This window comes from Bradyrhizobium zhengyangense, assembly GCF_022012435.1.
GTDB lineage: Bacteria > Pseudomonadota > Alphaproteobacteria > Rhizobiales > Xanthobacteraceae > Bradyrhizobium > Bradyrhizobium zhengyangense.
In genome coordinates, this window is the sequence record NZ_JAKLUA010000035.1 from 18,945 (window position 1) to 28,573 (window position 9,629).

Annotated in this window: 6 protein-coding genes and 3 pseudogenes; 4 read left to right on the plus strand and 5 right to left on the minus strand. The window is 58.4% G+C overall.

Annotated elements, in window-relative coordinates:
- Positions 1–451 precede the first annotated feature (451 nt).
- The 4 genes from L6637_RS40350 to L6637_RS40365 are packed head-to-tail and all read left to right on the plus strand — an operon-like array spanning position 452 to position 5,701.
- A complete protein-coding gene (locus tag L6637_RS40350; RefSeq protein ID WP_164934301.1) occupies positions 452–2,068 on the plus strand; it encodes an ABC transporter substrate-binding protein in 1,617 nt (538 codons plus the stop codon).
- Complete coding sequence (locus L6637_RS40355; RefSeq protein WP_128955116.1) at positions 2,065–3,042, plus strand: ABC transporter permease; 978 nt, start codon at positions 2,065–2,067, stop codon at positions 3,040–3,042. Before L6637_RS40350 ends, L6637_RS40355 begins: the two co-directional genes overlap by 4 nt.
- The gene (locus tag L6637_RS40360) at positions 3,039–3,959 is read left to right on the plus strand and encodes an ABC transporter permease (RefSeq protein WP_128929847.1); all 921 of its coding nucleotides are present in this window, start codon (positions 3,039–3,041) and stop codon (positions 3,957–3,959) included. The genes L6637_RS40355 and L6637_RS40360 overlap by 4 nt, the downstream gene beginning before the upstream one ends.
- Complete coding sequence (locus tag L6637_RS40365; RefSeq protein ID WP_128929848.1) at positions 3,959–5,701, plus strand: dipeptide ABC transporter ATP-binding protein; 1,743 nt, start codon at positions 3,959–3,961, stop codon at positions 5,699–5,701. Before L6637_RS40360 ends, L6637_RS40365 begins: the two co-directional genes overlap by 1 nt.
- Positions 5,702–5,711: 10 nt before the next feature.
- On the opposite strand, the pseudogene L6637_RS40370 reads toward L6637_RS40365, so the two are convergent.
- The 5 genes and pseudogenes from L6637_RS40370 to istA all read right to left on the minus strand — a co-directional run.
- Positions 5,712–5,840 (minus strand): annotated as a pseudogene (locus tag L6637_RS40370) (IS3 family transposase); the annotation flags it as partial.
- A gap of 159 nt (positions 5,841–5,999) precedes the next feature.
- Positions 6,000–6,251 (minus strand): annotated as a pseudogene (locus L6637_RS40375) (transposase); the annotation flags it as partial.
- Positions 6,252–6,363: 112 nt separating this feature from the next.
- A pseudogene (locus tag L6637_RS40380) lies at positions 6,364–7,047 on the minus strand (IS66 family transposase); the annotation flags it as partial.
- A gap of 222 nt (positions 7,048–7,269) precedes the next feature.
- Positions 7,270–8,082, minus strand: coding sequence for an IS21-like element helper ATPase IstB (gene istB, locus L6637_RS40385; protein ID WP_128929849.1), 813 nt, complete (start codon positions 8,080–8,082; stop codon positions 7,270–7,272).
- A complete protein-coding gene (gene istA / locus L6637_RS40390; RefSeq protein ID WP_128929850.1) occupies positions 8,079–9,548 on the minus strand; it encodes an IS21 family transposase in 1,470 nt (489 codons plus the stop codon). The genes istB and istA overlap by 4 nt, the downstream gene beginning before the upstream one ends.
- Positions 9,549–9,629 lie beyond the last annotated feature (81 nt).

Sequence of the window (9,629 nt, forward strand, 5' to 3'; positions counted from 1 at the left end):
ACTAGTGCGCCAAACAGCTTGCTAAGACGTTCCCGTTCAGAAGCGGAAGCCGGCCGCGGACGGTATCCCCAAAGGGCCGGCCATCAGACACTCGCTTGCTCAAAGCTCGATCCCAAACCGGAAACTCACGCCAGACGTAAACCGGCTGTCGGCACATGATGAGATAATGTGATAAAAGGCCCGCAGTTCAGTGGGATCGGACGTTCCTAACCCAACGGTCACAGGACCTATAACGAGACCTAGACCAGGAGCAGGGAATATTCAGCCGACTGTCGCAATCCTGCGCAATCGCTGGGAATACGCGTAATTGCTGCAGAGGACGCCCTGAATTCGCAGCCCACGGCAGCCCTCGGCCGGCAAACTGCAGCAAAAAACGGCCGAAGCCTGTCCGATGTGATAGCCCACATCTAGCGGCGCAGTTTACCCTGCGATCAAGAGAGGAATGTCCCAAATGCCGAAATCCACTGCGCGCTGTTTCATTCACAGACCAGCCCGTCTCAAGCGGCGTTTTGCCGCCATAGCAAGCGTGGCGGCACTACTAATGACCGTCTCACCCGGGGGCGCGGAAACGCTGAAATGGGCTCGGAGCTTGGACGTTCAGACTCTAGACCCTCACGCCTATAATGAGAACGTGACCTTTGCGTTCAATCGGCAGATGTACGAAGGCCTTGTGGAGCGCTCCGACGACGGAAAGCTCATTGGAGTACTAGCGACCGAATGGCGGATGTTGCCTGATCACCCCGACGTTTGGGAGTTCAAGCTTCGCCGGAACGTTACGTTCCACGACGGCGCACCATTTAAGGCCGACGACGCCGCATTTTCAATCCAGCGAGCTATGGCACCAACCTCGAATGTGCGGACCTATCTGGCTGCCGCCGCGGTTGAGGAAGCCATCGCGAAGGACGACTACACCGTGCAGGTCAAGACAAAGGGACCCAGCCCTCTTCTGCCCGAAAACTTGGCAAGCATCTTCATAATGAATAGAGCATGGGCCGAGAAGAACGACTCCGTTGTTCCGCAGGATTTTAAAGGCGGGAAAGAAAACTATGCTGCTCGCCATGAGAACGGCACTGGCGCCTATCGCCTTGTAAGCCGAGAATCGGATCGCCGTTCGGAGTTGGAAGCTTACGATAAATACTGGGGTATCGGCCAGTTCCCAATCGATATCGATCGGATCATCTATACCCCTATCCAGTCGGCCGCGACGCGTGTATCCGCATTGATCAGCGGAGAAGTTAATTTTCTCCAAGACGTCCCCCCCCAAGACATTTCACGGTTGGAGCAGAATGAAAGCCTTCGGGTGGTTCGCGGCCCAGAGATTCGCACGGTTTTTTTAGGCGTCAATACAAGCGCGAACACACTTGCCAGCGGGGAAGCAAAGGGAAATCCTTTCGCCGACAAGCGGGTGCGCCACGCAATGAACATGTCCATTGATCGTCTAGCGATCAAGTCGGCAATCATGCGAGGGGAGTCGGTTCCGCTCGGTACAATCATTTCGCCGATCGCCGACGGCTATACGGAAGAATTGGGTAAGTTCCCAAAGCTCAATATTGACCAAGCCAAGCAGCTTATGGCCGAGGCAGGTTACCCCAACGGATTTTCGGTCACTCTAAACTGTCCAAATGACGGCATGGTGAACGACGAGCGCATCTGTCAGGCCGTGGTGGCAATGCTCGCCAAGATCGGTGTCACCGTGCATCTCGATGTCCAACCCAGCGCAGTCGTCTGGCCTCTAGTTCTCAATAGGAAGACCGACTTTTACCTGATGACGTGGGGCTCATACGATTCTCAATTAATCTTCGATAATCTCGTCCACTCTCGGGGCGCCTGGGCTGCAGCGAATTACAAAAACCCGGAGATTGATGCCAAAATTGAATTACTCCGGTCGGAAGCCGATCCTCAAAGACGTAAAACCATAATCGCCGAAATTTGGAAGACCGTTCAGGACGAGTGTTTCTATCTACCGATTCACGCGCAGGTGTTGGCGCGTGCAACGCAGAAGAAGATTCACGTTACGCCAAACGTTGGTAATCAGATCTCCGTGAAAACCATCAAGGTGGACAAGTGACAGGTTTCTTTCTGCGCAGATTGCTGTCCGTGTTGCCGGTGATGCTGATGACGGCGTTTCTGTCGTTCGCCGCCTTTCATTTTATCGGCGATCCGCTCCAGAATATGGTCGGACCGGAGGCGACCGCGCAGGACCGCGCGCGGCTAGCGGCGGAACTCGGGTTCGACCGCCCCTTTTACATCCAGTTCTTTCGTTTTATCAGTTCGGCACTCCATGGGGACTTCGGCATTTCCACTCGCGTTGGAAGGCCGGTGTTGGATTTGATCCTGGAGCGGCTGCCTGCGACTCTGGAACTAGCTATATTATCGTTTATATTTGCAATGATAGCGGGAGTCGCCCTTGGCGTCGTGACAGCATTGCGGCCGCGCTCCATATTATCGGGCTTCAGCTTGACGGTCTCGCTGATCGCAGTATCCCTGCCTAACTTCTTAATCGGCATCGGCCTCATCTACGTGTTCGCGGTCAAACTTGGCTGGTTGCCGTCCTTCGGACGGGGCGACACGGTGAAGATCGGCTGGTGGACCACCGGGTTACTGACTAAGACCGGCTGGCAGGCTATCATCCTTCCCGCGATTTCACTGGCCACCTATCAACTCACGCTGATCTTGCGTTTAGTCCGCACTGAAATGCTTGAGGTCATGCATTCCGATCATATCCGGTTCGCACGCGCGCGAGGGCTGCCAGACCGGCTCATCTATTTTTCTTACGCTTTGAAGAACACGATGATTCCGGTCGTCACGGTTGCAGGTTTGCAGTTGGGATCCATCATCGCATTCGCCGTCGTTACTGAGACAGTATTCCAATGGCCAGGCGTTGGGCTGCTCTTTATTAATTCCATTAGATTTTCCGACGTCCCAATCATGGCCGCATACCTTCTCATCGTGTCGATCATTTTCGTTACCATCAACATGGTCGTGGATTGCGTCTACTACCTTCTAGATCCTCGCCTGCGGACGGGAGGAGTAGTCAGATGACCATTCACAAGCTTTCCGCATTGTTTAACTCTGATATCGGGCACTCTTACATCCGTTCCCCCAGAGCAGTTCTGTCTACGCTCGCACTGCTAACTCTCATTGTCGCGGCCCTGGGAGCTCCTTTATGGGCACCACAGAACACTCTCGACGCCAGCACGTTCGATCTGCTTTCGTCAAATACACCGGCCTGGAGCATCAATGAGTTCACGAACCGCTTCTACGCTTTCGGCACAGACGATCAGGGACGTGACGTGCTTTCAGCGACCCTTTATGGAACACGGGTTTCACTCCTAGTGGGCCTTGCCTCTGTTTTGGTTTCAATGTCGATCGGCGTCAGCTTAGGCCTGATATCCGGTTATTTCGGGGGACACATTGACGCAGCGATCATGCGTATCGCAGACATCCAGTTGTCCATCCCCGCCATTTTTATTGCGCTCCTTATTTCCGGCTTAACGCGGTCGCTACTGCCACCGAGCGCGCGCGAAGCCCTTGCTGTCTACATGGTAATATTGGCGATTGGAATTTCCGGATGGGTCACATATGCCCGCACGGTGCGCGGCGCCGTGATGGGGGAGAAACAGCGAGAGTATGTGCAGGCAGCCCTAATGATAGGCCTTCCGACGGGCACAGTGCTGGTACGGCACATATTGCCAAACGTGCGTCGACCGATCCTCGTGATCGCGACAATCTCACTTGCGCTTTCAATTATTACCGAAGCCACGCTGTCCTACTTGGGCGCAGGTCTGCCCCCCACCCAACCATCTCTTGGAACATTGATCCGCAGTGGGCAAGACTTTCTTTTTGCTGGGCAGTGGTGGATCCTGCTGTTTCCTGCCGCCACCCTTCTTACACTCGCGCTGGCCATTAACGTCTTGGGCGACTGGTTCCGGGATGTAATCAACCCAAGGGGCATCTGATGACAACAACTGCCCAGCCTTGCGTTCTTTCCATTCGGGGACTTAGCGTCGACTTTCCTAGCCGGCATGGCGCCTTGCAAGCCGTATGCAACGTCAGCCTAGACATCGCGCCAGGCGAAATACTCGGCATCGTCGGCGAATCGGGCGCGGGCAAATCGACCGTTGGAGCTGCCATCACGGGCTTACTACAGGCTCCCGGCCATATTAGTGCGGGCGAAGTTCGGCTTTCCGGAGATATCATCGATGCGCGCGACGTTAAGGCGATGCGGGCGTTACGCGGCAAACGCGTCTCGACTATTTTCCAAGATCCACTGACCAGCTTAAATCCACTTTTCACAATTGAGAGACAACTGGTCGACACGATCCGAACTCATCTCGCCTTATCACGCAGCGACGCAAGGATCGAGGCGGTGCGTCAGTTGGAGGCGGTAGGGATTCCAGAGCCAGCCCGGCGCGTGAAGAACTGGCCACATGAATTCTCGGGTGGCATGCGACAGCGCGCAGTTATCGCGCTTGCTCTCTGCTCACAACCCGAACTCATTGTCGCGGACGAACCAACAACTGCGCTCGACGTGACCGTTCAGGCACAGATCTTGAAGCTAATCAAGAACTTGGCTCGTGAACGTCAAGTGGGTGTGATGCTCATCACCCACAACATGGGCGTGATTTCCCAGGTCACTGATCGCGTCGCGGTGATGAGGGCAGGCGAAATCGTCGAACTAAACGACACTGCGGCTGTTCTTGGAAATCCATGCCACGAGTACAGCCAAGCATTGATTTCGGTTGTGCCGCGCGGCGACATTAAGCTGCATCGCTTTCCCGTGTCTGGCGCCGCTCGAAATATCGATGCGGCCATGCAGTGGCTGCTGGAAAGAGACATGCCGCAAAGTTCAAGCCAGCCGGAGGCACTTGTAGAACTCCGGGGTGTGGAGCGCGTATATGGGGCGACAGGCATGTTCGGTGGTTCCGCTCGGCGAGCCTTTAAGGCCCTGCACGATGTGAACCTGAGTATCCGCCCCGGAGAAGTCATGGGCCTTGTTGGCGAATCCGGCTCTGGAAAAAGCACGATCGCAAGAGTCGTTGCTGGGCTTGCCCGCCCGAGCAGCGGCCAACTGATTTATGGCGGAAAAGATGTTTATGCAGCCAGCCTTGAAGATCGTCAAGATATTCGGCGTCAAACTCAAATGGTGTTTCAAGACCCGTACTCGTCTCTGAATCCACAGATGCGCGTGGGCGAGATTATCATGGAGCCAATGATTCACTTTGGACTAGTAAAGGATAAGCGAGAGGCCGAACCGATAATGTTAGAGCTGCTGAAGGCCGTTGGTCTGGAGCCCACCGTCGCCCGCCGTTATCCGCACGCCTTCTCAGGCGGTCAGCGACAACGTATTTCAATCGCACGAACCTTGGCAAGTCGCCCGCGGTTCCTCATCTGCGATGAACCTACCTCGGCACTCGATGTCTCGATCCAGGCGCAGATCCTAAATCTTCTGAAAGACCTTCAAGAGAATCTATCGCTGACGATGTTATTTATCAGTCACGATCTCCCTGTCGTGCGTCAGATTTGCGACAGAGTTACAGTACTACAGAATGGGCAAATTTGCGAAAGCAGCGAGACGGAACAGTTGTTCAAAGCGCCGAAGCACTCTTACACAGCATCGCTCTTGTCCATGATACCGAAGATGCAGACCCCAGAGTGGATCGTCAAGCCGTCTGAGATCCCATCACAGTCCATCTGCTAGCCCCGGACGCGTCCGCCCGGGTTGTCAGATATCTGATGGTCATGCGGCAGCAGCCGATGGCTTTATACGCCCGCCGTACGCTCATCCCGTGGGCAACCATGAGATACGCGACAGCTTTCCGCTTGCCCGCGGGCAAAAAGCGGGCTTCGTGCCCGAACCATTTATCGCGAACGGCGTGCGCGGATCTCGTCATGGCCTGGCTGCAACAGCAGTCCACTCGCGAGAGGCCGGATACATTTATGCAATTGGAAGCGTCATTTTTGCTGTTACGAACCCTTGCACGGACCGGGGCGGACCATACATTCTTTCCCACGAGATCCTTGGGCGCCGCATTGTCCAGCACGGCATCAGCCACCAACCGCTTCAGCCGTGTGTTCTCGTCCTCCAGCGTCTTCAGCCGCTTGGCCTCCGACACTCCAGTGGCCTTCCATTTGTAGATGCTGGGGTCGCTGACGCCGCGCTTGCGGCACAGATCGGCAACCGAAACCCCGGCCTCATGCTCCTTCAAAATCCCGATGATCTGCTCTGCCGAAAAGCGGCTACGCTTCATGCTCTGGTCCTTGTTTGGGCCAGCGCGAACTTCAATCTGGATTAAGCCTGTGGGGCAAGGTCATTCACGTCCTTGAGGGTTATCCTGATCCGGACGGCGGTCGTGTTCAGGCTCATGCTGCCAGCCTCGGATCGTGCGCATGCATCCTGTAGGTCGATGCCCAGGGAGGCAGTTTGTCCAGTCGCGCCGCAGGCCAGCCATTGATGAGTTTTGCGAGCACGCCGGAGAGCCAGGGCTAGGCGCTGACGACATTGAGCCTACACGTTTCAATGAGCGAGGCCAGCAATGCCCAATTATCGGCACCCTCGTCGCACCCAGCGAACAGGGCATTCTTGGCATCGAGTTTGATTGGCCGCATCGCACGCTCGACCGCATTCGTGTCCATCTCGATGCGCCCGTCATCAAGGTAGAGCGTCAGGCCGTCCCAATGGCGCAGCGAATAGCGCAGAGCCTTCGCCGTGTCGCTCTTCCCCGCAAGATGATCAAGAGTTGCCTCAAACCACTGCTTCAAGGCTGCTGCCAGAGGTCTGGCATGAGCTTGTCGACCCGCGCAGCGCTCGGCAGCAGAGTGGCCCCGAAGTGCCTTCTCGACCGCGTTGAGCTGGGCGATGCGCTTAAGGGCCTCGCGGCAAACTGGAGCTGGCGCCGGAGCAGCCTCACGCGCGATCTTCACAAACTAGCGCCGTAGATGCGATCAGCAGAAGGCGAGCGGCCCAGACAGGGCGCCCGCACGCGTCTCCCGGGTCATGGTCTTGTAGGCCTGATAGCCTTCGCAATAGATGATACCGCGATAGCCCCAATCAGCGATGGCTTTGGGTGTCGCGTGCGAGGTCGGCCGTCCCGGACCGCGTTTTCCGTCGAGCGCGGTGCGCCTGCGATAGCTCTCGACTGTAGCGCGGCGATCTGGGAGAGAGGTGCGCGACAATCTGGATGAGAATCTGGTGTCGCGGCGGATGTGATGATCCGCGGGTTTGATTGACGCGCGCAAGTGCTTTGTCAGGTTGATTGTCGCGGCGCGTCAATCAGGGGCGATATTGGCGGGTGTGGCGTATGACGCTGGGCGTCCAGGTCCCTTTTTGCGCTCAGCGGCCTCGCGGCGTCGGTAGCTTTCGACATTCATCTCGAAGATGGTGGCGTGATGAACGAGCCGGTCGACCGCGGCGAGCGTCATAGCGGGGTCCGGGAAGATCTTCCCCCACTCGCCAAAGGGTTGGTTGGCTGTGATCAGCATGGAGCGCCGTTCGTAACGGGCGCTGATCAGCTCGAAGAGCACACTGGTCTCGGCCTGGTCCTTGGTGACGTATGCGAGATCATCGAGGATGAGCAGGTCGAACTTGTCGAGCTTGGCCAGCACGCTCTCGAGGACGAGGTCGCGGCGGGCCTGCTGCAGCTTCTGGACGAGATCTGTGGTGCGGGTGAACAGCACCCTGTAGCCGTTCTCGATGAGGGCGAGACCGATCGCCGAGGCGAGATGGCTCTTGCCGGTGCCGGGCGGGCCGAACAGGAGCAGGTTTGCGCCTTTCTCCAACCAGGTGTCGCCGGCGACGATGGCCATGACCTGAGCTTTGGAGACCATCGGCACGGCGTCGAACTCGAAGCTCTCGAGGGTCTTTCCGGGCAGAAGGCGGCCCTCTGTGAGGTGCCGCTCGATGCGGCGGCGATCGCGCTCGGCCAGTTCGTGCTCGGCGAGCACAGTGAGGAAGCGCGCGGCGGGCCAGCCCTCCTTGTCGGCCTGCTCGGCGAACTGTGGCCAGATCACCTTGCTGGCGGGCAGTCGCAGCTCGTTAAGGAGCAGGCTGAGCTTGGCGGGGTCAATCGAGGCGCTCTTCATGCTGCGTCTCCCAGGCTGGCGCCGATGAGCGCTTCGTAGGCCTGAAGCGGCGCCAGGCGGACGACTACGTTGGGTAGGCGCGCGGGATCGGGCGCGAAGCGGGCACGCAGCGCGGCCATGTCGGGGAGCCGGTGATTGTCGAGGCAGATGGACAGCTCCTCGGCCAGTTCGCTCTCGCAGCCGCGCTCGTGGGCGAGGCCAAGAAGCTCGACCATGATGCGGCAGGCCTGGCGCTCGGGCAGACGCTCGACGAGGAGATCGAAAGTCCGCCGGTAGGCCTCGCGCGGGAAGAGCCGATCGCGATAGACCAGATTGAGCAATGCCATCGGCTTCCTTCTGAGCGAATGGATGACGTGCCGGTAGTTGACGACCTGGTCATGCTTGCCGGACGGGGAAGCACGCCCGCGCGGCAGCGTCATGAGATGCGTGCCGCCGATGAAGACATCGAGCCGATCGTCGTAGAGGCGCACGCGCAAGCGATGGCCGATCAGGCGCGAGGGCACCGTATAGAAGACCTTGCGCAGCGTGAAGCCGCCTGAGGAAGTGACGCGCACGCTGAGTTCCTCATAGTCGGTGGTGCGCCGCTCAGGTAGCTCCCGAAGCTGGGCGCGCTCGGCATCGATGCGCTTGGCGTTGCGGGCATTGCGGCGGCCGACGATCTCGTCGACGAAGCGGCGATAGGAGGCGAGATCATCGAAGTCGACGGTGCCACGCAGCAACAGTGCATCCTCGATCGCCCGCTTGAGATGGCCGTGCGGCCCCTCGATCGAGCCGTTCTCGTGGGCGATGCCGGCATTGTTGCGTGACGGTGTCATGCCGTAATGGCTGCACAGCTCGTTATAGCGGCGGGTCAGGTCCTCGCGCGCGTCCTTGTCCAGGTTGCGGAAGGCGGCGGACAGGCTGTCCGAGCGGTGCTCGCGCGGCACCCCACCGAGGGACCAGAGTGCGTTCTGTAGGCCTTCCGCCAGCGCCACGAAGCTCTCGCCGCCGAGCACGACATGGGCGTGCTCGAAGCCGGAATAGGCGAGCCGGAAATGATAGAGTCGGTGGTCGAGCGGCTGACCGGCGATGGTGATGCCGAACGAGGCCACCTCGGTGAAGTCCGACAGACCGAGCCTGCCGGGTTCGTGCGCCTGGCGGAAGATGACCTCCTGCTCCTCACCGTGGATGGCACGCCAGCCTCGGATGCGCCGCTCCAGCGTCCGGCGCACGCCCTCGCCCAACTCGGAATGGCGCAGCATCATCTCCTCGAAAATGGCCACGGGCCGGATGCCGGGCGCTGCCCGCAGCAGCGGCACGACTTCAGAGTCGAAAATGTCGGCGATTGGATCGGGACGCCGTCGTGCGCGCGGCTCCTTCTTCTGCGAAGGTAGTACTGGATCCTTCTCGATGCGGTAGGCCGTTGCCACGCTGATCGACGCCTTCGCCGCGGCGACAGGCGTCGGATGGGTCTTCCTGAGCTTCATGTAGAGCCTTCTGTGGTTGCCGCCCGCAATGCAAGAAGTTTCTGACCCTTTGGCGTGTGATCGAGTGCGGTCTTCTGTCAG

What these genes read in the sequence shown, in the direction of transcription:
- L6637_RS40365 (WP_128929848.1), top strand. Translation starts at nt 3,959, where the DNA reads ATGACAACAACTGCCCAGCCTTGCGTTCTTTCCATTCGGGGACTTAGC.
- istA (WP_128929850.1), bottom strand. Translation starts at nt 9,548, where the DNA reads ATGAAGCTCAGGAAGACCCATCCGACGCCTGTCGCCGCGGCGAAGGCG.
- L6637_RS40350 (WP_164934301.1), top strand. Translation starts at nt 452, where the DNA reads ATGCCGAAATCCACTGCGCGCTGTTTCATTCACAGACCAGCCCGTCTC.
- istB (WP_128929849.1), bottom strand. Translation starts at nt 8,082, where the DNA reads ATGAAGAGCGCCTCGATTGACCCCGCCAAGCTCAGCCTGCTCCTTAAC.
- L6637_RS40360 (WP_128929847.1), top strand. Translation starts at nt 3,039, where the DNA reads ATGACCATTCACAAGCTTTCCGCATTGTTTAACTCTGATATCGGGCAC.